Consider the following 25,261-nt stretch of genomic DNA (forward strand, 5'->3'; position numbering starts at 1 on the left):
ATGTGGATATTTTTTCGTTTTATTTCAGGGATTTATCTAAAAAATTTTTTTATTATATTTTTTTCTTTACTTGGTTTTTATTGTGGTATTGATTTGCTCTTAAATTTTAAAGATCTACCAAAAGCCGCAAATCTTGATTTGCTTTATATTATGTTTTTATCTTTCTCGGCAGTACCTTATGTATTACCCATTTCTTTGATTTTTGCCTTGGTAGTTTCTTTGATTTCCATGATCAGGGCAAATGAATTTGTAAGTCTTTATGCATTAGGACTGAGCAGAAATTATGTTATTTTATTTCCTTTTTTATGGGCTTTATTTTTTTGTTGTATTTATATAGGATTGAATTTTACTTCTTTTGCTTATGCAAATGATTATAAGAGAAATATTTTAAAAAATGGCACTATTATGAATCAAAGTGGAGAAGTGTTTTTGAAATTTAACAATAATTTTGTTTATATTTCAAAGATAAATCATGGACAAAATAGTGCTCAAAATATAAAAATTTTTAATATCAATGATTTAAATTTAAGCTCTTTTGTAAGTGCTAAAAATGCCCATTTTGAAGGTGAAAGTTGGATTTTGCGAGATGGTAATATTACATTATTACCTAAAAATTATGAACTTGCTAATGATGGTTTAAAGATACAAGATTTCTCCGAGCTTAAATCACTTGAGGGTTTTAAACCAAAGATTATAGAAGGGGTTGCTAGTAATAGTGATTATTCAATATCTGACGCACTTGAAAGTTTTGAGCTTTTTAAGGCGCAAAATGTCAATACAGATGCTCTTAAAATCAATCTTTATAAATTTGTTTTTACTCCTTTTTTTGCACCATTTTTAATGCTTATTATGTATTATTTTTTTCCTGTAATAGCAAGATTTTTTAATCTTGCTTTTGTAACTTTTATAGCTTTTGTAGTGACTTTGATGATTTGGGGAGTCTTGTTTTTGCTTACTAGATTAAGCGAAAATAGTGTGATTGCAAGTGAAATTGGCATTGTAGTGCCTATTATAATTTTGGGTTGTTTAAGTGCTTATATGTATTATAAGCATCGATAAATTAAGCTTTGTGTAGTAAAATTATAAAAATTAAAGGTTAAATATGGATTATAAACAATTAAAGCAAGAATTTAATACTCCTTTTTATATTTACAATTTTGATTTCATAAAAGAGCGTTTTTTAAATCTCAAAGAGGCTTTTAAGGCTAGAAAATCTCAAATTTTTTATGCTGTAAAAGCCAATTCAAATTTAAGTTTGTTGCAAATGCTTGCAAATTTAGATAGTGGATTTGATTGTGTGAGTATAGGCGAGGTAAAGCGTGCCTTAAAAGCAGGGGCAAAAGCTTATAAGATTATTTTTAGTGGAGTAGGAAAAACCAAAGAAGAGTTAAGACAAGCTTTAGAATATGATATTTTATATATTAACCTTGAAAGCGAAGCTGAAATGATGCTTTTAGAAAGTGTGGCTAAAGAACTTAATCTAAAGGCAAGAATTAGTATTCGTGTTAATCCAAATGTTGATGCAAAAACTCATCCTTATATTTCTACAGGATTAAATGAAAATAAATTTGGTGTTGAAATTGATATAGCAAGAAAAATGTATCTTTATACAAAAAATTCATCTTTTTTAGAGCCTGTTGGAGTGCATTTTCATATAGGTTCGCAACTTTTAGATATTTCTCCTATTCATGAAGCAGCAGCCATTGTCGCAAAACTTGTAAGAGAGTTAAAAGCCTTGCAAATCGATCTTAAATTTTTTGATATAGGCGGTGGCTTGGGTGTGGCTTATGAAAAAGATGAGTGTGAAGTTGATCTTTATAATTATGCACAAGGTATATTAGCACAACTTCATGGGCTTGATTTAACCATAGGAATGGAGCCTGGAAGGTATTTAGTTGCTAAAAGTGGAGAATTTGTTTGTTCAGTACTTTATGAAAAACAAAATAAAACCAAGCGTTTTGTTGTAGTAGATGGAGCGATGAATGATCTTATACGCCCAAGTTTATACGAGGCTTATCATGAAATAATCTTACCTTATACTCAAGCCCAAGAGAGTTTATGTGATGTTGTAGGTGGAATTTGTGAGAGTGGAGACTTTTTTGCTAAAGCAAGGTCTTTACCTAGCACTCAAAGTGGTGATATAATGGTTATTAAAAATACTGGAGCTTATGGTTTTAGCATGAGTAGTAACTACAATACTCGTAATAAAGTTTGCGAATTAGCCCTTGAAGAAGGACAGGTAAGATTGATCCGTCAAAGAGAAAATTTTGAAAATCAAATCGTTTTAGAAGAGAAATTTTTAAAGGCTTAAAATGTTTTTTTTAGATGTTCAAGGGACTTTAATTTCTGATCATGATAAGAGTTTAATCCATGGTGCTAAAGAATTGATCGATTTTTTAAATGCAAAAAATCTTCCTTATGTTATTATTACTAACAATACAAAAAAACTTGATTTTTTAGAAAAATTACAGCAAAAAGGATTGGCTATAAAAGAAAATGCTTATATTGATCCTTTTAGCGTTTTAAAACACCTTTTAAAACCTTGTAAAGTTGTGGCTTTTGGTGCAGATGAGTTTGTAAAAAGTCTTGAAAATCTTGGTTTTGAACTTGATTTTGTAAATCCTAGTGCTGTGCTTGTAGCTAGTTATGATGATTTTAAATTTAAAGATTTTGCTAGTATGATAGAATTTGCTAGAAGAGAAGTTAGGTTTATAGCTATGCACGAAACTAGCATTTATAAAAAAGATGGCAGGCCTTATCCTGGTGTAGGTAGCATTATGGCTATGCTTAAAAATGCTATTGATTTTAAATACGAGGTTGTGGGTAAGCCTAGCATTGCTTTTTATAAAGAAGCTTTAAATTTGATAAGAAGACAAAATTCAAAAATCGATTTTGAAGATATTAAAATCATTAGTGATGATTTTAGAGGAGATTTGCTTAAGGCAAAAGAACTCGGCATGAAAACCTTGTTAGTTTTAAGCGGCAAAATAAGCGACACAAAAGGGCTTGATACGGATTTGCTTGATGGAGTTTATCCTAGTGTTTTTGAGTTTTTAAAGGAGCTAAAATGCTAAATTTAGAAGAATTTAGAAATAAAATCGATGCGGTTGATGATAAAATTTTAGAACTTTTAAACGAAAGAATGACTTATGTTAAAAGCATAGGCGAGCTTAAACAAAGTAGCGGGGGAAGTATTTATCGTCCTGAGCGCGAAAGAGCCATTATCAATCGTTTAAAAAATGCAAATTTAGGACTTTTAGATCAAAATGCCATAGAGGCAATTTATCAAGAAATTTTTGCAGTTTCAAGAAATTTAGAAATGCCTCAAACTATAGCTTATTTAGGGCCTGAAGGAACTTATACTCATCAAGCAGCAAGAAGTCGTTTTGGAGCGATGAGTCGTTATATAGCCTTGGCTAATATCGAAGATGTTTTTAAAGAGTTAAGCAACAAAGAAGCAAAATACGGTGTTGTGCCTATAGAAAATAATACCGAAGGTGCAGTAGGTATTACTTTAGATTGTCTAGGTAGGTATAATGAGCTTAAAATTTTTGGTGAAATTTATATGGATATTCATCATTCTTTTGTGGGAATTAATGAAAATTTAAAAGAAATCAAACGTATTTATTCGCATCCACAAGGTTATAATCAATGTCGTAAATTTTTAGAAAGTCATGAACTTAGTGCTATAGAATTTGTTCCTTCAAAATCTACAGCTAATGCGGCTTATCTAGCTTCGCAAGATAAATATGCAGCAGCAATTTGCTCTAAAATAGCGGCTAAGCTTTATAATGTGCCTGTGCTTTTTGATAAAATAGAAGATAATGCAGCCAATAAAACAAGATTTTTAATTTTAAGCGATATTAAAAATCCTAAAATGCCAAATTGTAAAACTTCTATTTTAGCACACACAGCACATAAACCTGGGGGGCTTAGCTTTTTATTAGAGCAGTTTAAAAAAGAAAATATCAATCTTACCAAGCTTGAATCTCGTCCTGTAAAATCAAAAGAATTTTTACACAGTTTTTATATAGATTTTGAAGGGCATATTGATGATGAAAATGTAAAAAAAGCTTTAAAAGATATACAAGAGATTGTTTGGCTTGGATCTTATTTATCAGGAGAGAAAGATGAAATTTAATGAATTTTTAAATCATTTAAGCAATTATGAACCCGGCAAAGATATAGAAGTTATTGCTAAAGAATATGGCGTTAAAGAAGTGATAAAATTAGCAAGTAATGAAAATCCTTTTGGCACGCCACCAAAAGCTATAGAATGTTTAAGACAAAATGCAAACAAAGCCCATCTTTACCCTGATGATAGTATGATAGAACTTAAAAGCACATTGGCTCAAAAATACAAAGTTCAAAATGAAAATATTATTATCGGTGCAGGCAGTGATCAAGTGATTGAATTTGCTATACATGCTAAGTTAAATTCTAAAAATGCTTTTTTGCAAGCTGGAGTTACCTTTGCTATGTATGAAATTTACGCCAAACAATGCGGTGCAAAGTGCTATAAAACTCAAAGCATTACTCATAATTTAGATGAGTTTAAAAAGCTTTATGAAACGCACAAAGATGAAATTAAACTCATTTTCTTATGCTTGCCAAACAATCCTTTAGGCGAGTGTTTGGATGCAAGTGAAGTGACCAAATTTATTAAAGGTGTGGAGGAGGATTGTTTAGTTGTGATTGATGCAGCTTATAATGAATTTGCAAGTTTTAAAGATAGCAAAAAACATTTAGAACCTTGTGAATTGATTAAAGAATTTGACAATGTACTTTATTTGGGAACTTTTTCTAAGCTTTATGGATTAGGAGGCTTACGCATTGGTTATGGCATAGCTGATGCTAGTATTATTAGTGCATTTTACAAGCTTCGTGCGCCTTTTAATGTGAGCAATCTTGCTTTAAAAGCAGCAGTTGCAGCAATGGATGATGATGAATTTACTGAAAAAACTTTAGAGAATAATTTTTCTCAAATGGAGCTTTATAAAGAATTTGCTAAAAAACATAATATCAAAATCATTGATAGTTATACAAATTTCATCACTTATTTTTTTGATGAAAAAAATAGTACAGATTTGTCTGAAAAATTGCTTAAAAAGGGTATAATAATAAGAAATTTAAAAAGCTATGGTTTAAATGCTATACGCATTACTATAGGAACATCTTATGAAAATGAAAGATTTTTTACAGAATTTGATAAGATTTTAAGATAGATATAAATCAAATAAAAATATGTAAAATTCGCCAAACTAAGGGATGAGAATTAATGGATTTTAAAAATATGTTTCATCAAATTGGGCAACTTTATCAAAATTTAACTCGCAAGCAGCGTATAGTGATTGCTGCATCTATTGTAGTGGTGGTTGGGTTTTTGGTTTTTTTAGCTTTATTTCGCGGAAGTGGTAGTAATGCAAATAATGGATATGCAGTTTTAGTTGAAAATGTAAGTCCAAGTTCTTCTGCTGCAATTGTAGCTAAACTTGAACAAAATAATATTCCCTATAAATTAGAAAGTGAAAATAAAATTTTAGTTCCACAAGATCAGGTTTATCGTCAAAGAATGTTTATTGCAAGCGAAGGTCTTATAAAAGATAGTCGCGTGGGTTTTGAAGCTTTTGATACTCAAGCTTTTGGAGCTACAAATGAAGAACAAAAGGTAAAATACCAAAGAGCCATAGAAGGCGAACTTGCAAGAACTATTGAGACTTTAGAACCTATTCGTAGCGCTGTTGTACACATAGCATTTCCTAAAGATAGTGTTTTTACCGAAAGGCAAATTCCGCCTACAGCTTCAGTTGTTGTTAATGTTCGCGAAGGCTTAAAGCTTACTAGAAAACAAATTGATGGTATAAAAAATATTGTTTCAGCGGCGGTTCCAAAACTTACTAAAGAAAATGTTAAGATTAGTGATCAAAGTGGTGTGCCTTTAGATGAGCAAGAAGCATATGAAGATGATTTGGTTCGTGCGCAAATTAAATTTAAAAGTGATCAAGAAAAAGCTTTAGAAGATAAGATTATAGAAAATTTAGCTCCTTTTGCAGGTGGTATGGATAAAGTAAAAGTGAGTGTAAATATAGATTTTGATTTTTCCAAGCAAGAATCTCAAAGTGAAATTTATGATCCAAATCCTATAGTGCGTAGCGAGCAAACTTTAAACGAGGAAAGAACAGGTAGAAAAGATCCAGAAATTCAGGGTGTTCCAGGTGCTGTTTCTAATATAGGTCCTGTTGAAGGACTTGACAATAAGGGTCAAATTGACACTTATAAAAAAAATCAAGTTACTACGAATAATGAACTTTCTAAAACTATTACAAATACCAAAAAACAATTTGCAACAGTTTTACGCACTTCAGCAGCTGTTACTATAGATGGAAAATATCAAGATGTGGTTGATGAAAATGGGGATGTGAAAAGCGAATATGTTCCATTAACCAAAGAAGAGCTTGCAAGTGTTGAGAGTATAGTTAAAAATACTATTAATTTTAGTGCTACTAGAGGTGATAGTGTTGTAGTTCAAAATTTACCATTTCATCGTGAGTCGATTAGAGTTGAGAGTAAAGTTAAAACTTTTTATAATCGTTTTATTGAGCCGTTTATTCCACCGGTTAAGTATTTTATTGCAGCGATTTTACTTTTTATTTTTTACAAAAAAGTTATTACTCCATTTACTCAAAAAATGCTTGAAGATGTCGCAGCGCAAGAAGAAATGCAGCAAGGTCCAAATGCTGTTTTAGATGATGTTGAAGATACTTTGGAAAAAATGAATGCAGCAAGGAAAAAAGTTGAAGAACAACTTGGTTTTGGAGATAATTTCAATGAAGATTCTATCCAGTATGAGGTTTTGCTTGAAAAATTGCGTGGTTTGGTAAGTGATAAAAGCGAGGAAATTGCTGCACTTTTGCAAAATTTAATTCAAAACGATAGTGAATTTGGTGAAAAGGATATGTGATGATAAAGCTAAGTGAAGAACAAAAAATGGTCTATGATGATTTATCGATGCCTGAAAAGGTGGCGATATTTCTTATACAACTTGGCGAAGATGCAACAACTTCTGTGTTTTCACATATGGAAATTGATGTAATTACAGAAATTTCACGTTATATTGCTATGGCTAAAAATGTTGATAGATCCGTAGCTACTGCAGTTTTAGAAGAATTTTACACTCTGCTTCAATCAAATCAATATATTAAAAGCGGTGGTTTGGAATATGCTAAAGAAATACTTTTTCGTACTTTTGGACCAGAGATTGCAAATAAAATTCTTGAAAAACTCACTAAAAGTATGGAGAATAATCAAAATTTTGCTTATTTGGCGCAAATTAAACCACAGCAACTTGCAGACTTTATTACCAAAGAGCACCCACAAACCATCGCTCTTATTTTGGCACACATGGATTCTATTCATGCGGCAGAAACTTTAGAGTATTTTAGTGATGAATTAAGGGCTGAGGTGGTTATAAGAATGGCAAATCTTGGCGATATTTCTCCAAGTATTATTAAAAGAGTTTCTGCAGTGCTAGAAAGCAAGCTTGAAAGTCTTACCTCTTATAAGGTTGAAGTGGGCGGCCCAAGAGCAGTAGCAGAAGTGCTTAATCGTTTGGGTCAAAAAGCAAGCAAATCAACCATTACTTATATTGAACAAAGTGATGAACGCTTAGCAGAGACTATTAAAGAGCTTATGTTCACTTTCGATGATATACAAAAACTTAGTACTCAAGCTATAAGAGAAATTTTAAAAGTAGCTGATAAGCGTGATTTAATGATAGGTTTAAAAGGCGCAAGTGAAGAGTTAAAGCAAAAATTCTTAGCCAATATGTCTACGCGTGCAAGCGAAGCTTTTCTTGAAGAAATGGGTTTTTTGGGTGCTGTGCGTGTTAAAGATGTTGAAGATGCACAAAGAAAGGTTGTTGAAGTGGTGCAAAAACTTGCAGAACAAGGTCTTGTTCAAACAGGCGATGCGGATGAAATGATAGAGTAGGTGAGAGATGGTTAATCGTAGCAATGTAATTTCTGGTGGGGCTTCTGATCAGCATGTTGTTGAAGGATATCGTTTTAAAGTTATTTCAGAATTTGATAATCATATAGGTGAAAAAAAACATACTCAAACTCCAGATGAAGAAAATGCTAATATATCTTTAAATGATGAAAAACCAGTCGAAGAAAATCATGCTATTGCCCCTACGCAAGCTGTTATGGAAACTCAAATTCCAACATTTCAACCAAGTTTTGTTGAAGATTTGCTTAAAAAAACAGATGAAATGTCAAGCAATATTATTAAACTTCAAATGCAAATAGAAAGTCAAGAGAATGAATTTAATAACCGCTTAAATTCAGAACTTGAAAATGCTAAAGAAAAATTTGCCAAAGAAGGTTATGAGAAAGCAAAAGAAGAATTTCAAAAGGAATTGAGTGATTTTAAAGATAAGTATTTAAAAAGTATAGCCAAGCTCGATAATGCTTGTGAAAATCTTGAAAATTTTATAGAAAAAAACGAGAAAGAATTAGCAGATACTGCTATAGATATCGCTAAAGAAGTAATCTTAAAAGAACTTGAACTAAATTCAAGTAAGATAGCTTATGCTTTGGCCAAAGATTTAATCGGCGAGCTTAAGGGTGCTAGTGCAATTGAGCTTAAGGTTAATGCAGAGGATTATGAGTATTTAAAAGAGCAATTTGATCAGAATGCTCATATTAAAATAAGTCTTGATGATGCAATTAGCAAAGGAAGTGTTATTATTATAAGTGACGCAGGCAATATAGAATCCAATCTTAACTCTCGTCTAACTAAAATTAAAAAAATGGTGAATAATGAGTAAAAAATTTGCCCATACTCAAGAAGAGTTAGAAAAGCTAAGTTTAAAAGAATTAGAAAATTTAGCAGCATCTATACGTGAAAAAATCATACAAGTTGTGAGTAAAAATGGTGGACATTTAAGTTCAAATTTGGGTGCTGTAGAACTTAGTATAGCAATGCATTTGGTTTTTGATGCAAAAAAAGATCCTTTTATTTTTGATGTGTCACATCAATCTTATACACACAAGCTTTTAAGCGGAAAAGAAGAAATATTTGATACTTTAAGACAAATCAATGGTTTAAGTGGTTATACAAAACCTAGCGAGGGAGATTATTTTGTAGCAGGGCATTCTAGCACCTCTATTTCTTTGGCAGTAGGTGCTTGTAAGGCCATTGCTTTAAAGGGTGAAAAACGTATTCCTGTTGCTTTGATTGGAGATGGTGCTTTAAGTGCGGGTATGGCCTATGAGGCTTTAAATGAATTGGGTGATTCTAAATTTCCTTGCGTAATACTTTTAAATGATAATGAAATGAGTATTTCAAAACCAATTGGAGCAATTTCAAAGTATCTTTCTCAGGCTATGGCAACGCAGTTTTATCAAAGTTTTAAAAAGCGTATTGCTAAAATGTTGGATATATTGCCTGATAGTGCTACTTATATGGCCAAGCGTTTTGAAGAGAGTTTTAAACTTATTACTCCTGGGCTTTTGTTTGAAGAATTAGGGCTTGAATATATAGGGCCTATTGATGGACATAATTTAGGTGAAATTATTTCTGCATTAAAACAAGCAAAAGCTATGCAAAAGCCTTGTGTGATACATGCTCAAACCATAAAGGGTAAAGGCTATGCTTTAGCTGAAGGAAAACATGCTAAATGGCACGGGGTGGGAGCTTTTGATATAGATAGTGGAGAGAGTGTTAAAAAAAGTGATGCTAAAAAATCTGCTACTGAAATTTTTTCTAAGAATTTGCTTGATTTAGCCTCAAAATATGAAAATATTGTTGGGGTTACGGCGGCTATGCCAAGTGGAACAGGTCTTGATAAGCTTATAGAAAAATATCCAAATCGTTTTTGGGATGTGGCTATTGCAGAACAGCATGCAGTAACTTCTATGGCCGCTATGGCAAAAGAAGGATTTAAACCTTTTATTGCAATATATAGCACCTTTTTACAGCGTGCTTATGATCAAGTGATTCATGATTGTGCGATTATGAATTTAAATGTGGTTTTTGCTATGGATAGAGCAGGGATAGTAGGCGAAGATGGGGAGACGCATCAAGGTGTTTTTGATCTTAGTTTTTTAGCTCCTTTGCCAAATTTCACTCTTTTAGCTCCAAGAGATGAACAAATGATGCAAAATATAATGGAGTATGCTTATTTACATCAAGGACCTATTGCTTTTCGTTATCCTAGAGGGAGTTTTATTTTGGATAAAGAATTTAATCCTTGTGAGATAAAACTTGGTAAGGCGCAATGGCTTGTAAAAAATAGTAGTGAAATTGCTTTTTTAGGTTATGGACAAGGTGTGGCAAAAGCGTGGCAAGTTTTAAGAGCCTTGCAAGAAATGAATAATAATGCTAATTTGATTGATTTAATTTTTGCTAAACCTTTAGATGAAGAGCTTTTGTGTGAGCTTGCTAAAAAAAGTAAAATTTGGTTTATTTTTAGTGAAAATGTTAAAATTGGCGGTATAGAAAGTTTAATTAATAATTTTTTACAAAAATATGATTTGCATGTAAAAGTTATTAGCTTTGAATATGAAGACAAATTTATTGAACATGGAAAAACAAGTGAGGTGGAAAAAAATCTAGAAAAAGATGTCAATAGTTTGTTGACGAAAGTTTTAAAATTTTATCATTAAATAATAAAAAATATTATTTAATATAAACTTCTTTTAATAAAAATTTTATTATTATTTCCACTTAAAAAAGCAAGGAATAAATACAATGGAATTACTACAAATGCTTAAAAAACATGAGTTAAAAGCTACTCCGCAAAGACTATGTGTTTTAAAAATTTTAAAAAGACATGAGCATCCTAATATTGATGAGTTATATACAGAAATTAAAAAAGAATACCCTTCAATCTCTTTAGCGACGGTTTATAAAAATCTTAATACTTTACAAAAGCAAGGTTTAGTTGTTGAAATCAATGTTTTAAATCAAAAAACTTGTTACGATATTTATGAAGAAGAACATATTCATGTAGTTTGCACCAAATGTGGTGGTATAGAGGATTTAAGTTTTAAAGATGCTAAGCTTTATGAATATCAAGAGCATTTAGAAAAAAAGATAGGCAATCTCGTCAATTATCTGTCCGTTTGTGCTTATGTTGATAGTTGTAAAAAGTGTCATTAAGCAAAATAAAGTTAAAATAGCCCATATATTTTAAGGGTTATTTTAATGGTTTATGAAATTCAAAAAAACTTTTTACTATCTGACTGCACTCTTTTAGAGAATTTAAAAAAAGATAATATACCTTTTCGAAATTCTAAATTTGAAACTTTTTATACTCAAATAACTTCAAATCATAGTGTTAAATTTCAAAGTTTTTGCAATGAATTTTATAAAATTACAAAATTTAATAATTCAATTTTAGAACAGAATCAAGAAGAGAAAATTTCTAAAAAAAAATTTGAAAAAGCTCGAAAAAAGATTATAGGAAAGAGCATTAAAAAAGAACGCTTCGAATTTAAATTGTGCTCTTTAAAAAGTTATATTGATATTTATGAAGAGCCTAAAATTTGTATTTTAAAAATATTTTTTCCAACATTGGATAGCTCCAATGAATTTAAAATTCCTAAAGATTTTAAAATTCAAAAAGAATTACATTATGATTTAAATTCTAAACATATCGTTTTATATGGTTTTGAATATCAAAAGTTTGATATAGAGAAATGTTTTAAAATTATAGAAAAAAATCAGAATTTTAGCTTGGATTTTCCAAATTATATTAATGCTTATGATGGATTTAGGATTTTTTTATTTTATTTATTTAAAAAATTAAAATTTTATTGGACTTTATCTTTAGAGAGAAAAGATAAGCAAAGTTTATGCGAATTTTTATTTTATTCAAGAAGTTTGTATATAGTTTTATCAAGCATGAATACTATTTTAGATAAAAATTTGAGTAATATTTTGGCTTTAAAGTTTAAAGATATAACGAAAAAAACTCAAGATATTTTAGCAAGTGAAAATTCAAATCAAGATTTATTGCTATTTTTAAGCGATGAAAAAATCCAAGATTTGTTTAATGATTTTGATTTTTTTATAAAAGAAAATTCTTTTTATGAAGGCGATTGCAAAGATAGGTTTTTTAAACAACTTATTGCGTTAGAACTTAGAAAAAAAATTATTTTATTTAGAAAAAATATACTAAAAAATTTTGATTTAGAGCTTTTTGAAAATAGTTTTTTTGAATTAGCAATATTTTTAGAATATTTTTATCGTTTTTTAGAGATAAAAAATTTAAACAAACTTTATGAAAAATATTGTAAAGATAGGGATAAAAATATTTTTTCCAAAATAATCAATAATAAAAATAAATTTTACAAATTGCTTAAAAAATCAAGTAAAAATTTGAAAATTTACAAAGGATAAAAATGCAAAAACAAGAAAAAATTATAGAAATGTTTAATCAAATTGCACCTACTTATGATAAGGCGAATAGAATTTTAAGCTTTGGAGCTGATGTAGCGTGGCGTAAAAAAGCTTGCCAAAGAGTGATGAGTTTGTATTTAAAAAAAGATTTAAAAATCGCTGATATTGCTTGTGGCACAGGGGATATGATAGAGATTTGGCAAGAGAGTGCTTTAAAAATGGAAAAAAATATTTTAAATATTAAAGGTATTGATCCAAGTAGTGGTATGCTAAATGTTGCAAGAGAAAAATTTCCAAATGTCGAATTTATAGAAGCAGGGGCGCAAAATTTGCCTTTAGAAAGTCAAAGTTTAGATATTTTAAGTATTAGTTATGGCATTCGCAATGTTGTAGAAAGACAAAAAGCCTTAAGCGAATTTGCTAGAGTACTCCAAAAAGATGGTATTTTGGTAGTTTTGGAATTTACAAAAAGAGAAAAGGGTGGATTTATAGCAGCTTGTAGAGATTTTTATCTTAAAAATATTTTACCAAGTATAGGTGGGATAATCAGTAAAAATAAAAGTGCTTATGAGTATTTGCCAAATTCTATTGAAGGATTTTTAAGTAAGGAAGAGTTTATTTTAGAGCTTAAAAATGCTGGTTTTAAAATGCTTGATTATAAAAGTTTTAGCTTTGGCGTGAGTTCAATGTTTATAGCAAAAAAACTATGACACCAACAGAATTAAATCTTAAAGCAAAGGCTTTATTAGAAACACATTTTGAGGATATAGTTTTAAGTGGAGAAATTTCAAAAATCACTTTGCATGGTTCAGGGCATTGGTATTTTGATTTAAAAGACGAAAGATCAAGCATTGCTTGTGCTATGTTTAAAGGAGCTAATTTAAAAGTCGGATTTAAACCCGCAGTGGGGGATTTTTTAGAGCTTTGTGGAAGTGTGAGTTTATATCCTGAAAGTGGTCGTTATCAATTTATCGCTACTAGTATGAAAAAAGCAGGTTTTGGGGATTTGGAAGCACAGTTTTTGGCTTTAAAAGAGCGTTTGCAAAAAGAAGGACTTTTTGATCCACGCTTTAAAAAATCTCTGCCAAAATTTCCTAAAAAAGTAGGTATTATCACTTCAAAAACTTCTGCTGCTTTGCAAGATATGTTAAAACTTATTCATCAAAAAGAATATTTTTTGGCAAAAATTTATATTTTTGATACTTTAACTCAAGGAAGCAATGCTTCTTTTTCCCTTATGCAAGCTTTAAAAAAAGCTGATGATATGGATTTAGATATTCTTATTATAGCACGTGGTGGAGGAAGCAGGGAAGATCTTTTTTGTTTTAATGATGAAAATTTAGCAAGAGAGATTTTTAAAGCAAAAACTCCTATCATTTCAGCCATAGGACATGAGATTGATTATGTTATTAGTGATTTTGTTGCAGATTTTAGAGCTCCAACGCCTTCAGCTGCTATAGATACTTTGTTTTATTCTAAGTTGGATATAGAGCAAAGTTTGGATTTAATGGAAGAAAAATTAATGCAACTTTGGAATTATAAAATACAAAATTATGAAAATTTGCTTTTAAATTTAAGCAAATTTTTCAAATTTAATTCTTTGCCAAAAATAATAGATGAAAAAATAAAACAAAGCCATAATATAGAAAAGCAATTAAATCATCTATTGGCAAATCAAATGCGTTATAATGAATTAAAATTAGATAAATTGCAAAATGCTTATTTGCAACATGAGAATTTTTTTAATAAAAGCAAAAAGTTTATTTGTATCAGAAAAAATGGTAAAATAGCAAATTTAGAAGATCTTAAGAGTGATGATATCGTTATTTTAAGTTCTCAAACTTCTCAAAAAGAAGCAAAAATTTTATAAGGATAGATTATGAGAAAAATCAATTTCAGTGCAGGGCCATCGACTTTACCTTTAGAAATTTTAGAGCAAGCTCAAAAAGAACTCTGTGATTATCAGGGTAGGGGTTATTCTATAATGGAAATTTCTCACCGCACAAAAGTATTTGAAGAAGTGCATTTTGGAGCACAAGAGAAAGCTAAAAAACTTTACGAGTTAAATGATGATTATGAAGTATTATTTTTACAAGGTGGAGCAAGTTTGCAATTTGCTATGATTCCTATGAATTTAGCTTTAAATGGGGTTTGTGAATATGCAAATACAGGAGTTTGGACAAAAAAAGCGATTAAAGAAGCACAAATTTTAGGTGTCAATGTTAAAACCGTAGCAAGTAGTGAGGAAAGTAATTTCGATCATATTCCTAGAGTGGAATTTAGCGATAATGCTGATTATGCTTATATTTGTTCTAACAATACTATTTACGGCACTCAATATCAAAATTATCCTAAAACTAAAACTCCTTTGATTGTGGATGCATCGAGTGATTTTTTTTCTAGAAAAGTAGATTTTTCAAATATTGCTCTTTTTTATGGCGGAGTGCAAAAAAATGCTGGAATTTCGGGTTTAAGTTGTATTTTTATCCGTAAAGATATGTTAGAAAGATCTAAAAATAAACAAATTCCTAGTATGTTAAATTATTTGACTCATGCTGAGAATCAGTCCTTGTTTAACACGCCTCCAACCTTTGCCATTTATATGTTTAATCTTGAAATGGATTGGCTTTTAAATCAAGGTGGGCTTGATAAAGTGCATGAGAAAAATTCTCAAAAAGCTACTATGCTTTATGAATGTATTGATTTAAGTAATGGATTTTATAAAGGACATGCAGATAAAAAGGATAGATCTTTAATGAATGTGAGTTTTAATATTGCTAAAAATAAAGATTTAGAGCCTCTTTTTGTAAAGGAAGCCGAAGAAGCTGGAATGATAGGACTTAAAGGACATAGAATTTTAGGAGGAATTCGTGCAAGTATTTATAATGCGCTTAATTTGGATCAGGTAAAAACCTTGTGTGAATTTATGAAAGAATTTCAAGGAAAATATGCATGATAAAGCGTTTTGATGAGTGCGATAGAATGTCGCAAATTATTGTTTTTGATAAATATTTTAAGACTGCAGGACAAGTGGCTTTTGAACCTAGCGGAGATATTAAAAAACAAACTAAAGAAGCGCTTGCAGAACTTGATGCTTTGTTTGAAAAAATAGGCGCAAACAAAGGAGATTTGATTCAAATTCAAATCTGGTTAGCTAATATGCAAGATTTTGATGCAATGAATGAAATTTATGATGCTTGGATTAAAAATTATCCTAAACCTGTTAGAGCTTGTGTAGGAAGTGCTTTAGCAGAGGGTTATTTGGTAGAAATTCAAGCTTTTGGAAAGCTAAGAGAGAATTAAAAATTCTCTCCTCCAAATTTTAAAAGCGCAGATCCCCAAGTAAAACCACCGCCAAAAGCATCTAGTAAGATCAGATTTCCTTTTTTAAGTCGACCTTCTTCATAGGCATCATTCATTGCCATAGGTATAGAAGCAGCTGAAGTATTGCCATATTTTTGTACAGTGATCACACATTTTTCATCGCTTAGATTGAGTTTTTCTTGAACGGCTTTAATGATGCGTAGATTAGCTTGATGAGGAATAAAAAGATCAATTTCTTGTGCTAAAATGTTATTTTTAGCTAAAATTTCTACAACATCATTACTAAGCGTGTTTACTGCTATTTTAAAAACTTCATTGCCTTTCATTTGCATAGAAAGTGTTTGACATAGGCTTGATTTTTGCGATCTTTGAGTCATTAAAAGATCTCCATAATTACCATTGCTTGCAGTATGTACATCAAGGATATGATTTTCATTATCCAAACTTACAACTCCAGCACCTGCACCGTCTCCAAAGAGTATGCAAATACTTCTGTCATTGTAATCCATAATTGAACTTGTTTTTTCAGCTCCTATGATTAAAACATTTTTTTTCAAACCACTTTCTACTAAGGCTTTAGCTTGTTCAAGCAAATAGATAAAACCAGAACAAGCTGCTGAAATATCAAAAGCGCTAATATTTACAAGTCCTAAATTTGAAGCAATTTTACAAGCCGTTGAAGGCATAGTAAAATAATCAGGACTTAAAGTAGCTACAAGAATCGCATCAATATCTTCAGGTTTTAAATTTGCTCTTTCTATGGCTTTTAATGCAGCTTTTGTGCCCAAATCGCTAGTATTTTCATTTTCACTAGCAATGCGCCTTTCTTTAATACCTGTGCGTCTAGTGATCCATTCATCGGTGGTATCTACCATTTTTTCAAGATCAGCATTGCTTAAAATTTTTTCTGGAATATAAGAAGCTATACTTTTAAGACTGGCTTTAAGCATTGTATTTCCCAAGTTCATTTTCTATAAATTTATTGATATGAGATTGGCTAAAATTTATAGCTTGAAAAATTGCATTTTTAATAGCTCTAGAATCGCTTTTTCCATGACTTATGATCACGCAGCCATTAACTCCAAGAAGGGGTGCTCCGCCATATTCTTGCCAATCTGTGTGTTTTTTTAATTTTTTAAAAGATGGCTTCATAAGTAAAGCACCTATTTTAGAAATAAAAGATTGCTTTACTTCGTTTTTTAGAAGTTGAAAAATAGCTGTTGCCACACCTTCACAAGCCTTTAAGATAACATTTCCATCAAAACCATCGCAGACTAAAACATCTATTTCACCATTGAAAATATCTCTACCTTCAGCATTACCTATAAAATTTGGAATTTTTTTCATAAGCTGATGACTTTCTTTGGTAAGTTCATTACCTTTGCATTCTTCTTCACCATTAGAAAGTAAAGCAAGGCGTGGTTTTTGAATTTGCATAATTTCTTTAGCATAAACTTCACCCATTATGGCAAATTGAAATAAATTTTCAGCTTTACAATCTGTATTAGCTCCAACATCCAAAAGTAAAGTTTTGTTAACGATATTTGGCATTAAAGTGGCAATAGCAGGTCTTGAAATACCTTTAAGTCTTCCAAGCCTTAAGGTAGCCAAAGACATACTTGCTCCACTATGACCCGCTGAAACTACAGCATCTACTTTTTTTTCTTTTAATAAATTAATAGCTTTGTATATGGTTGTTTCTTTATTTTTTAAAGCATCTGTGGCATTTTCATTCATCGAAAAAATTTCACTAGCTTCTTCGTATTGTATATATTGCTCTAATTTTTTTGGTATTAAAGGTTTTAGAATTTTAGAATTTCCCACTAAGATAGCGTTAAAAGGTTTTGCTTCTAGTGCCTTTAAAACGCCTTCTATAATGGGTTTTTCTCCAAAATCACCACCCATTGCATCAATGGCAATGTTAATCATTGATTTTAATATTCCTTAGTTGTTGGATTCGCACGGTGAGGCATTTTGTAGCTTCCATCTTTGTCTTTTATAGGCATAGGAAGACTAACTTTATAGTGAGTTCTGCGTTTAGCTGCACGAGTTTTGCTCACTCTTCTCTTTGGTACTGCCATTTTTTCTCCTTTATAAAATTTAATTAATTATTGCAATTTATGCAATAAAAATAATCACTCAAATAAGCTTCAAGCTCGCTGATAGCAACTTCTATTAAATCAATATGTCCATCGAAAAATTCTATAGTATTGCTCAATTTGTTTGCTTCATCTTTAAAAATACCATCACTTGCAAAAAGTTCTAAATTTTCTTTAATTTCAAGTTCTAACTCAGTTCCACAACTATCACAAGGTCTATAGATAAAACCTTGCATAATAGCATTTATTTTAACAAGCTTAGGATTTATTTTTACTAAATTTCCTTCAAAAATCATATTCTCAAGATTAAGTTTAAAAGGATATTCCTTTATGTTAATCTTAGAAAAAGGGATTTTCATTTAGCAAATTTCGTTTGGTTTAAAGAAAAATTCAACTTCTATTTTTGCATTTTCCAAGCTGTCGCTTCCATGAACAGCATTAGCATCAATACTCTCAGCAAAATCGGCTCTAATTGTTCCTGCTTTAGCTTCTTTAGGATTTGTCGCTCCCATTAAATCTCTATTTTTTAATACGGCACCTTCTCCTTCTAGCACAGAAACAACAACAGGACCGCTAATCATAAATTCAACCAAGTCTTTAAAAAAAGGTCTTTCTTTATGAACAGCATAAAAATTTTCAGCTTGTTCTTTACTAAGTTGAACTTTTTTCATTGCAGCGATTCTTAATCCATTGCTTTCAAAACGATCTAAAATTTTTCCTATAACACCTTTTTTAACAGCATCAGGTTTAATTATAGATAAAGTTTTTTCCATCTTTGTAATAACTCCTTATTTTAATAAAGCTTAAAATTATACTTGAATTTGTTTAAAAAAAGTTAAATTAAAAGAAAAAGCTAGGAATCTCTAGCTTTTTAATTTTTTAAAATTATGCAAAAACTGGAGTGTCCCCGCTTCTCATATCAGCGCCGATATTATCACGACTTGGTTGTCCTGATTCTACAGCACTCCAAACTATACATCCATCTGTTGGGCAAGCACTGGCACAAGCTGGTTGATCATTATGTCCTACGCATTCAACGCATTTGTTTGCATAAACATAATATCTATCTTCACCTTCTGGATTGTTAGCATCATCAACGATAGCACTCACTGGACACTCATCAATACAAGAACCACAAGCAATACATATATCTGTAATTTTTACAGCCATTTTTTCTCCTTTTTAATATTAATATTTAAAAGATTTTAGCATAAAATTCTTAAATAATGTAAATTTTGATAATCAAAAATTTACATTATTTGATAATAATTATAACTTTCTTAAATTTTTAATATTATTTTAGATATTTAAAAAAAAATAAAGATTTAAACGATATAATTTCGTTATCAATAAAATTTATTATTTAGGAGAAAATATGATAGTTACTAAAAAAGCTTTAGATTTTACTGCTCCAGCGGTATTAGGAAACAATGAAATTGTTCAAGATTTTAATCTTTACAAAAACATAGGCCCAAAAGGAGCGGTAGTATTCTTTTATCCAAAAGATTTTACTTTTGTTTGTCCTTCAGAAATTATAGCTTTTGACAAAAGATATCAAGAATTTAAAAACCGCGGTATTGAAGTAATTGGAATTTCAGGAGATAATGAATTTTCACATTTTGCTTGGAAAAATACTCCAGTAAATCAAGGTGGTATTGGTCAGGTTAAATTTCCGCTTGTTGCTGACTTAACTAAGCAGATTGCTAGAAATTTTGATGTACTTTATGCAGAAGCAGTTGCCCTTCGTGGTTCGTTCTTGCTTGATGCTGATGGAACAGTTCGCCATGCTGTGGTTAATGATTTACCACTAGGTAGAAATATAGATGAAATGTTAAGAATGGTTGATACTATGCTTTTTACAAATGAGCATGGTGAAGTTTGTCCTGCAGGATGGAATAAGGGCGATGAAGGTATGAAAGCTAACCCTAAAGGCGTGGCTGAATATCTTGGTAAAAACGAAGCTAAACTTTAATTTCTTAGTATAAAGCCTCTTCATGAGGCTTTTTCTTCATTTTTATTCTTTAATTGAAATTCATAAATTTTCTACTATAATTTTACACACATATTAAAATTTTTACTTAGGCTAAAATATGGCAGGCGAAGATCAAGAAAAAACAGAAGAACCCACGTCCAAAAAGATAGAAGATGCGCGTAAAGAAGGTAATGTTCCAAAGTCTCAAGATGCGGCAGCTATTGTAACTTTGATAATTGGAGTAACTATAACTTTACTTATGATGAGTTTTATGGGCGAGAGAATTGTAAATTTATATAGATACTATCAAAGTTTTATTGGTGTTGAATTTGATTTGCGTATTATTCAAGCCATTATGATTAAAAGCATTTTTGAGGTTTTAATTATTCTTGCACCTATTGTTTTAAGTATTATGATTGCTGGGGTTTTGGGAAATATTATGCAATTTGGTTTTATTTTTACAACTAAACCTATTATGCCAAATTTAGGAAAAATCAATCCTCTAAAAGGTTTAAAAAACCTTTTTTCATTGAAAAAAATTGTTGAAAGTATAAAAATTATTTTAAAAGTGGGTATTGTTTTTACTATAGCTTTTATAGTTTTACTTAAATTTATGCAAGAGCTTCCAAGAGTTGAGCTTTATACTATGGTTGCACAGCTTACTTGGCTAAGAGACAGAGCTATTGTTTTAGCAGCTATTGTTATAGTTGCTTTTTTAATTATTGCTGTTTTAGATGTTTTTTTGGTGCGTTTTCAGTATTTTAAAGGTTTGCGTATGAGCAAACAAGAAATAAAAGATGAGTATAAACAAATGGAAGGAGATCCTCAGGTTAAAGGTAGAATTCGTAGACTTCAAATGGAAGCTGCGCGTCGTCGTATGGTTCAAGATGTTGCAGGTGCGGATGTGGTGATCACAAACCCAACGCATTATGCCGTAGCTATTCGTTATGATACAAGTAAAGAACAAGCCCCTAGGGTTGTTGCCAAAGGAGTGGATTTTCTCGCTCTTCGCATAAAACAAGTAGCCTATGAAAATAATGTTGTGGTTTATGAAAATCCTCCTTTAGCAAGAGAGCTTTATAAAGCTTGTGATGTTAATGATCTTATTCCTAGGGAAATGTTTAAAGCTGTAGCTGAGGTGCTAGGATTTGTTTATAATACAAATAATAAGAGTCGTTTAGCTGGTCAAGTAAAAAAAGGAAACTAAAACTTTTAAGGTGTTTTAGTTCCTATTTTATTGATAAGTTCAAGAACAGATTTTTGAGTGCTTGTATCTGCTGTATCGACTTTAAAATATATTTCTACTCTATTATTTTCTAAGGCTTGCGGATTTCCATTGATGGGATTATTAAGCCCGTAGCTTTTAATGCTAATATTTTTCAAATTTGCTCCACCTTCTATAAAATATTTTAATACATTTTCTGCTCTTTGGTAGGCGAGTTCATAACTTCTTATAATAGAGTCGCTATTGTCTGTATAGCCTCTAATTTCTATTTTTGCTTGAGGTGGCAAATATGTTGTTAGTTCAGCCATACGTTTTAAATAATCTTGTATATCAGCTGAAACGATTTGAGCGCTACCTCTTTCAAATTCAACTTTGGATGGAAGGTTAAGAGCAACCTGATTGTCGCTTTGATCTAGAGCCGCTTGAAGACGTTTGATGGTTTCTTGCTGTGTCATAGTCATTTGTTTTAACGATTTGAGTTCATCACTTTCTTCTTTTGCTGCACCCTTATATTTTTCTTGGGTTTTGCTCTCTTCTTTGACTGTTTGAGTAGAGGTATAATCAAAGATTTTAACAAATTCGGTTTTTAAAGCCTCTACTTTAGCAGGATTTGTTTTAGAAATTGCCCAAAGAGCAATAAAAAGCGCCAAAAGCAAACTTAGAAAGTCTGCATAAGGTACAGCCCATTTTTCACCTGCAGGACATTCTGGACATTTATGTTTCTTGGCCATTTTTAACCTTTGTCAAATTGTGAAATTTTTGGATCATCGTGACTTAAGAAATTAAAAAGCTTAGCTTCCAAATCTCTAGGATTCGCACCTTCTGCAATTCCTTTTATGGCTTCAGTGATGACAATTTGCTCTTTTACAAGATCCATTCCATTAGCTTTCATTTTTCTTCCCCAAGGTGCAAAAAGCGCATAAGCACCAAAAATCCCAGTAACCGTAGCTGTAAAAGCACCTGAAATACCCGCTGCCATTGCTTGAGGATTGTCTAGCAATTTAAGAGCTAGAATAAGACCAAAAACCGCTCCAACAAGTCCCATGGTAGGGCAAGTTTCTCCAAATACTATCCAATATTCTGCACATTCTTTATAATGCTCTTCAAGTTGTTCGGTTTGTATTTCCATGCTTTCGTGAATTTCTTCAAAGCTTTTACCATCTACAAGCATCATCATAGCATTTTTTAAAAATTCATTTTCAATCTCATTGGTTCTTGATTCTAATGCTAAAAGCCCATCTCTTCTTGCAATAATGGCAAATTCTATTAACTGGGCTATCCTTTCAGGTAGATTTACTCCAGAGCCTTTAAAGACAACTTTGAGTTCTTTATAAGCTGCTTTTACAATTTTTTTATGTGTAGAAGTCATTGCACAAAATGCAGCTGTTGGCATAACTATAAGAAAGGAAGAAAGATGTACAACATGTAAAGGATTACCACCTTCTAGTATATCTCCTACTGAAATACTAGTAACTGCAAGCACCATTCCCAGTATGGTTGAAAGATCCATATAAATATCTCCTTGATTATTTTAAATCGCCCCAATTTTTGGCAATACTTGAGCTTGTTTTTAATTTTATTTTTAATTTTACTATATTTTCCATAATATCTCTAGTTTTTTTTACAAAATTTTCACATAAATCATCTTTTACTTCAAAAATTAATTCATCATGAATTTGCAAAATAAGCTTTTTGTCTTCATTTAATTCTTTATTGATTTCTAGCATTGCAAGTTTGATTACATCTGCTGCTGAACCTTGCAAGATTGAATTAATGCTTTCTCTTTCATACATGGCAATTTGCATAGGTTTTGCATTTTCAAAATCAAAATAACGCTTGCGACCGCTTAAAGTAGTGATAAAACCATTTTGTTTAGCTTCGTTTTTAACTGTTTCAAAATATTTTTTAATGCTAGTAAAATTTTCAAAATATTTTTCTATATAAGATTTGGCTAAATGAGCTTCTATTTTTAAATTTTGACTTAAAGTTTTATAGCCCATGCCATAAATAAGTCCAAAATTTATACTTTTTGCAACACTTCTGGTTTCATAATTGCTTTCTCCAAAAATCATTATAGCTGTTCTTGCATGTATATCTTCATCGTTAGCAAAAGCATTTAAAAGTTTTTCATCTTCGCTAAAATGTGCAAGCATTCTCAGTTCGATTTGAGAATAATCAAGAGAGATAAAACTAAATCCATCTTTAGCTACAAAGCAAGATTTATAATCTTTTGCGTATTGTCCGTGTGCAGGAATATTTTGCAAATTTGGATCTTTAGATGAAAGGCGACCCGTTGCAGTTCCAGTTTGTAAAAAACTTGAGTAAATGCGTGAATTTTCATCTTTTAACGCTAGTTTTAACAAAGGTTCGCAATAAGTGGAATAAAGTTTGGCAAGTTCTCTATAATCTAAAATTTTGGCAATTACAGGATGTTTATCTAAAAGTGCATTTAAAACTTTTTCATCGGTAGAATATCCTGTTTTTCCTTTTTTTCCACTTGGAAGTTTAAGTTTTTCAAAAAGTATATCACCTACTTGTTTAGGTGAGTTTAGGTTAAATCTATCCTCACAAAGAGTATAAATTTCTTCACTTAAATTTTTGATTTCATTTTCAAATTTTTTCATAAGGGCTTCAAGTGCATTTGTATCAAGCTTTATGCCATTTTCTTCCATCATCATAATGATTTTAATGAAATCAAATTCACAGTTTTTAGCAAGTTCTAATAAAGGAGTTTCAAGATTTTTTAAAAAATAAAGATAAAATCTTAACGTGATATAAGCATCTTCTGCGGCGTATTTGCAAGCTTTTTCAAGTTCTACACTTGCAAAATTTTCTCCTTTTTTAACAAGGCTTTCAAAATGCAAGGTTTCGTAATTAAAAAGTCTTAAGGCTAAATCATCCATATTTACTCTTAAAGAAGGATTTTTAAGCCATGCTAAAATCATTGTATCTGCGTATTTTTGAGGTAAATTTAATCCAAAATTATTTTGAATGATTTTAAAATCATATTTGAGATTGTGCCCTATAACAAAATGATTAAAGATTAGTTCTATGGCTTTTTTGGCATTTTGCAATGAGATTTGCTCACCTACTCCAAGATAATTATGAGTTAAAGGCACATAAAAGGCTTCGTTTTCACTCATACAAAAACTAAAACCAACAATTTTTGCCTCTTTTGTATCAAGTCCTGTAGTTTCGGTATCAAAAGCAATAATACTTTCTTTATCAAGAGTATTTAAAATTTCAAAAAGTTTGTTTTCATCTTGTATTAAAGTGGCTTTAAAACCTAAATTTTTATCTTTATTATCAGGATTTTGACGCAGTTTTTTAAGCAAAGCATTAAGTTCGTAATGTTCTAAAATTTCAAGTATTTTTAAAAGAGGTTCTTCATCAGGATAAGTGGCTTTTTCTATAAGATCTTGCACTTCTAAATTTTCATACAAAGAAGCTAATTTTTTGCTTAAAAATGCATTTTCCTTACCCTCTAAAAGCAAATTACGACTTCTTTCGTTGCGTACTAGGGTTAAATTTTCATAAATTCCTTCTATGCTGCCAAATTCATCAAGTAAGGTTTTGGCTCCTTTTGCGCCTATACCTTTAACGCCTGGAATATTATCAGAACTATCTCCGCAAAGAGCTAAAAAATCTCTGATTTGATGAGGTTTTACTCCGTATTTTTCTAAACACGCTGCTTCATCATAGTCGTTTTTAGAAATAGGGCTATAAATACTTGTTTTACCATCTTTTATGAGTTGATAAAGATCTTTATCTTGAGTGATAATGCGTACAAAAATATCCCTATCTTCACAAGTTTTTACAAAAGAAGCGATGATATCATCGGCTTCATAACCTTCCCTAGAAACGCTTATAAAACCCATTTTTTCTATCATCTCTATGCAAATTGGAATTTGTTCTAGAAGTTCAGGTGGTGGTGGAGTGCGATTTTGTTTATAGTTTGGATCAATTTCGCTACGAAAAGTTTTTCCTTTGGAGTCTAATGCAAAAACAATATAATCACTTTTATGTTCATTTTTTAAGCTATAAATAAAATTTGCAAAACCGCTAATCATTCCACTAGCTTGTCCTTGTGAATTTTTAAAACCTTTTAATGCGTAGTAAAGTCTGAAAAAAAATCCAAAAGTATCGATAATAGTTAAAGTTTTCATAATAATTTCTTCTTTTGATAAAATATATTTTTAAGTTGTATTATTTCAAAATTTTGCTTAAAATGTCTAC

General features: G+C 30.7%; 26 protein-coding genes. 17 read left to right on the forward strand and 9 right to left on the reverse strand.

All coding sequences use genetic code 11. The features are described from left to right. From AJN70_RS00255 to AJN70_RS00325, 15 genes are all read left to right on the forward strand, one after another. Positions 1-1,059: an LptF/LptG family permease gene (locus AJN70_RS00255; protein WP_070239976.1), complete on the forward strand. Its 1,059-nt coding sequence runs from the start codon at positions 1-3 to the stop codon at positions 1,057-1,059. A gap of 43 nt (positions 1,060-1,102) precedes the next feature. After that, the gene (gene lysA, locus AJN70_RS00260) at positions 1,103-2,311 is read left to right on the forward strand and encodes a diaminopimelate decarboxylase (protein WP_070239978.1); all 1,209 of its coding nucleotides are present in this window, start codon (positions 1,103-1,105) and stop codon (positions 2,309-2,311) included. A gap of 1 nt (position 2,312) precedes the next feature. Beyond that, a complete protein-coding gene (locus AJN70_RS00265) occupies positions 2,313-3,074 on the forward strand; it encodes an HAD-IIA family hydrolase (protein WP_070239980.1) in 762 nt (253 codons plus the stop codon). Next, positions 3,068-4,141 (forward strand): prephenate dehydratase, encoded by a 1,074-nt coding sequence (pheA, locus tag AJN70_RS00270; protein ID WP_070239982.1) that lies wholly within the window; start codon positions 3,068-3,070, stop codon positions 4,139-4,141. The genes AJN70_RS00265 and pheA overlap by 7 nt, the downstream gene beginning before the upstream one ends. Continuing rightward, on the forward strand, positions 4,131-5,225 hold the full coding sequence (hisC, locus tag AJN70_RS00275) for a histidinol-phosphate transaminase (protein ID WP_002922251.1): 1,095 nt from the start codon (positions 4,131-4,133) through the stop codon (positions 5,223-5,225). The genes pheA and hisC overlap by 11 nt, the downstream gene beginning before the upstream one ends. 53 nt (positions 5,226-5,278) lie before the next feature. Beyond that, on the forward strand, positions 5,279-6,961 hold the full coding sequence (gene fliF, locus AJN70_RS00280) for a flagellar basal-body MS-ring/collar protein FliF (protein ID WP_002861099.1): 1,683 nt from the start codon (positions 5,279-5,281) through the stop codon (positions 6,959-6,961). Next, positions 6,961-7,989: a flagellar motor switch protein FliG gene (fliG, locus tag AJN70_RS00285; RefSeq protein ID WP_002854670.1), complete on the forward strand. Its 1,029-nt coding sequence runs from the start codon at positions 6,961-6,963 to the stop codon at positions 7,987-7,989. Before fliF ends, fliG begins: the two co-directional genes overlap by 1 nt. A 7-nt stretch (positions 7,990-7,996) precedes the next feature. After that, positions 7,997-8,827 (forward strand): flagellar assembly protein FliH, encoded by an 831-nt coding sequence (gene fliH, locus AJN70_RS00290; protein ID WP_070233667.1) that lies wholly within the window; start codon positions 7,997-7,999, stop codon positions 8,825-8,827. After that, entirely contained in the window at positions 8,820-10,667 is a 1,848-nt protein-coding gene (gene dxs / locus AJN70_RS00295) for a 1-deoxy-D-xylulose-5-phosphate synthase (RefSeq protein WP_070233666.1), read from the forward strand. Before fliH ends, dxs begins: the two co-directional genes overlap by 8 nt. A gap of 85 nt (positions 10,668-10,752) precedes the next feature. Beyond that, complete coding sequence (perR, locus tag AJN70_RS00300) at positions 10,753-11,163, forward strand: peroxide-responsive transcriptional repressor PerR (protein WP_070295313.1); 411 nt, start codon at positions 10,753-10,755, stop codon at positions 11,161-11,163. 45 nt (positions 11,164-11,208) lie between these two features. Beyond that, the gene (locus AJN70_RS00305; RefSeq protein ID WP_070295315.1) at positions 11,209-12,405 is read left to right on the forward strand and encodes a hypothetical protein; all 1,197 of its coding nucleotides are present in this window, start codon (positions 11,209-11,211) and stop codon (positions 12,403-12,405) included. Between the two features lie 2 nt (positions 12,406-12,407). Further along, complete coding sequence (gene ubiE, locus AJN70_RS00310; RefSeq protein WP_070295317.1) at positions 12,408-13,115, forward strand: bifunctional demethylmenaquinone methyltransferase/2-methoxy-6-polyprenyl-1,4-benzoquinol methylase UbiE; 708 nt, start codon at positions 12,408-12,410, stop codon at positions 13,113-13,115. Continuing rightward, on the forward strand, positions 13,112-14,275 hold the full coding sequence (gene xseA, locus AJN70_RS00315) for an exodeoxyribonuclease VII large subunit (protein WP_070295318.1): 1,164 nt from the start codon (positions 13,112-13,114) through the stop codon (positions 14,273-14,275). Before ubiE ends, xseA begins: the two co-directional genes overlap by 4 nt. Before the next feature lie 9 nt (positions 14,276-14,284). After that, a complete protein-coding gene (gene serC, locus AJN70_RS00320; protein ID WP_002858670.1) occupies positions 14,285-15,361 on the forward strand; it encodes a phosphoserine transaminase in 1,077 nt (358 codons plus the stop codon). Continuing rightward, the gene (locus AJN70_RS00325) at positions 15,358-15,708 is read left to right on the forward strand and encodes a RidA family protein (protein ID WP_002854323.1); all 351 of its coding nucleotides are present in this window, start codon (positions 15,358-15,360) and stop codon (positions 15,706-15,708) included. Before serC ends, AJN70_RS00325 begins: the two co-directional genes overlap by 4 nt. On the opposite strand, the gene AJN70_RS00330 is transcribed toward AJN70_RS00325, so the two are convergent. From AJN70_RS00330 to AJN70_RS00355, 6 genes are all read right to left on the reverse strand, one after another. Then, entirely contained in the window at positions 15,705-16,679 is a 975-nt protein-coding gene (locus tag AJN70_RS00330; RefSeq protein ID WP_002858639.1) for a beta-ketoacyl-ACP synthase III, read from the reverse strand. The two genes, AJN70_RS00325 and AJN70_RS00330, sit on opposite strands and share 4 nt — an antisense overlap. Beyond that, positions 16,672-17,658 carry a phosphate acyltransferase PlsX gene (gene plsX / locus AJN70_RS00335; protein ID WP_070233661.1) on the reverse strand — a complete coding sequence of 329 codons (987 nt, stop codon included), beginning with the start codon at positions 17,656-17,658 and terminating at the stop codon, positions 16,672-16,674. The genes AJN70_RS00330 and plsX overlap by 8 nt, the downstream gene beginning before the upstream one ends. Positions 17,659-17,663: 5 nt before the next feature. Then, a complete protein-coding gene (rpmF, locus tag AJN70_RS00340; protein ID WP_002858674.1) occupies positions 17,664-17,810 on the reverse strand; it encodes a 50S ribosomal protein L32 in 147 nt (48 codons plus the stop codon). A 23-nt stretch (positions 17,811-17,833) separates the two neighbouring features. Continuing rightward, entirely contained in the window at positions 17,834-18,187 is a 354-nt protein-coding gene (locus AJN70_RS00345; protein WP_044780420.1) for a hypothetical protein, read from the reverse strand. Continuing rightward, a complete protein-coding gene (ndk, locus tag AJN70_RS00350) occupies positions 18,188-18,601 on the reverse strand; it encodes a nucleoside-diphosphate kinase (protein ID WP_002870750.1) in 414 nt (137 codons plus the stop codon). A gap of 112 nt (positions 18,602-18,713) precedes the next feature. Then, the gene (locus AJN70_RS00355; RefSeq protein ID WP_002854354.1) at positions 18,714-18,998 is read right to left on the reverse strand and encodes a DUF362 domain-containing protein; all 285 of its coding nucleotides are present in this window, start codon (positions 18,996-18,998) and stop codon (positions 18,714-18,716) included. A 205-nt stretch (positions 18,999-19,203) separates the two neighbouring features. Between AJN70_RS00355 and AJN70_RS00360 the strand changes: the two genes are divergently transcribed. Together AJN70_RS00360 and flhB are read left to right on the forward strand one after the other, a co-directional pair. Further along, complete coding sequence (locus tag AJN70_RS00360; protein WP_002854219.1) at positions 19,204-19,800, forward strand: peroxiredoxin; 597 nt, start codon at positions 19,204-19,206, stop codon at positions 19,798-19,800. Between the two features lie 118 nt (positions 19,801-19,918). Then, complete coding sequence (gene flhB, locus AJN70_RS00365; RefSeq protein WP_002861110.1) at positions 19,919-21,007, forward strand: flagellar biosynthesis protein FlhB; 1,089 nt, start codon at positions 19,919-19,921, stop codon at positions 21,005-21,007. Positions 21,008-21,012: 5 nt separating this feature from the next. Here the strand turns inward: flhB and motB are convergent, their stop codons facing one another. The 3 genes from motB to polA are packed head-to-tail and all read right to left on the reverse strand — an operon-like array spanning position 21,013 to position 25,191. Further along, on the reverse strand, positions 21,013-21,756 hold the full coding sequence (motB, locus tag AJN70_RS00370) for a flagellar motor protein MotB (protein WP_002861111.1): 744 nt from the start codon (positions 21,754-21,756) through the stop codon (positions 21,013-21,015). Between the two features lie 2 nt (positions 21,757-21,758). Then, positions 21,759-22,535 (reverse strand): flagellar motor stator protein MotA, encoded by a 777-nt coding sequence (motA, locus tag AJN70_RS00375; protein ID WP_002854170.1) that lies wholly within the window; start codon positions 22,533-22,535, stop codon positions 21,759-21,761. A gap of 16 nt (positions 22,536-22,551) precedes the next feature. Next, positions 22,552-25,191, reverse strand: coding sequence for a DNA polymerase I (gene polA / locus AJN70_RS00380; RefSeq protein WP_070233660.1), 2,640 nt, complete (start codon positions 25,189-25,191; stop codon positions 22,552-22,554). Between the last annotated feature and the right edge of the window lie 70 nt (positions 25,192-25,261).

Origin of the sequence: Campylobacter sp. BCW_4341 (genome assembly GCF_001764255.1) — a bacterium.
Lineage (GTDB): Bacteria > Campylobacterota > Campylobacteria > Campylobacterales > Campylobacteraceae > Campylobacter_D > Campylobacter_D jejuni.